The sequence below is a fragment of the Polaribacter sp. BAL334 genome (genome assembly GCF_015767435.1).
Lineage (GTDB): Bacteria > Bacteroidota > Bacteroidia > Flavobacteriales > Flavobacteriaceae > Polaribacter.
This window is the reverse complement of sequence record NZ_JADWOV010000032.1, coordinates 1-1,215: the sequence shown is the minus strand read 5'-3', so window position 1 is coordinate 1,215 and position 1,215 is coordinate 1. Positions and strand designations below refer to the sequence as shown.

Below are 1,215 nucleotides of genomic sequence, written 5' to 3'. Positions count from 1 at the left end.
ATTTATAAATGGAGTTATAAACCTATTTCTTGTTGTGTAATTGTCACTTATATTCAGCAACTTCTTTTGAGTCATTAATTTTATGCTAGTAAAAGGTTTTCAACTTATTTAAAGTGGTGTCTTTTACTTGTTACAAATAAAATTTACCATAAACAACATTACCATCTAAGCTTGTAAAAGTTGCTTTTTTTCAATATTGTATCCGTAAGGTCATAAATCATCTTAACTTTCCATGTATTAAAATAAAAAAGATTCTCCTCTGTTAGATTACCTAAGAACACTAGTTTAATCTCAATTAAATTGGTATTTTATGTAATTGGGTAGCTTATTTTTTACAAGTTCCAGTTTCTTATTATTCTCTATTTTTATCTTCTCATCTGATATGTAATTATTATAGGTTAAGAACAGTAAATAGAAAAGACTTCTATTGTAGTTATCAAGTTTAGTATCTGAGATAATTGATAACATTTCTTTTTCAATCTCTGCCCTATTTTTTATCTCTGTGAGTGCTCTTCCTACTCTATCAAATCTTCCGTAATAATGATTTTTTGCAGGATTTTCCAAACTGAATGAAATGCCTAATATTAAATCTGACACATTTATATTTAATGTCTCTAGTTCTTTTATGTATGTTTTTCTTTGGTCACGAGCATCACTTGCATCAGACACTCTATCAAATCTATCATTCATGATATCTAAATGTGCTCTTAGAAATACTTTCCAACTTGCAGTCTGTGCAGATAAAAGTGCTATATTAAATGCGTGTTCTCTTGGTCGGCTATCTCTACTACAAAAGCCACTAACAAGCATACCTCTCATTCTGTCTAGCAACTTCACCTTTTTATTCTGTGATAATGAAATCCAATTTTCAGGAAGCTCAAAAGAATCCTCTAGTAACTTGTCTTTAAATTTTGTTGTTGTGGTATCAATAAGGCAGTTTGAATAGCTGATCATCTGAGCATATTTTTGTGGCAATTCAGTGGAAGTAAATTTGTTTGGAAAATAAAATGCTTCAATATATTCATCTGAATATGTTGTTTTTTTTCTGTGTACAAAAACCCATTTATTTTCCAAATCTTTGTTGATGATATTTTTATCCATTGATTCAATGATCAATCTATTGTTATTCAGTACATCTAAATGTTTAATTTCAATAACCTCCTTATTTTCAGAGTTTACTTGTTTATTTTTTAAAATTAATACGTCCTTTTTAAT

1 protein-coding gene is annotated in these 1,215 nt (G+C 28.4%); it reads right to left on the bottom strand.

The features are described 5' to 3' along the window. Window positions 1-291: 291 nt before the first annotated feature. Window positions 292-1,215: hypothetical protein (locus tag IU405_RS00175; protein ID WP_197436654.1), on the bottom strand; the 924-nt coding region annotated here is incomplete at its 5' end.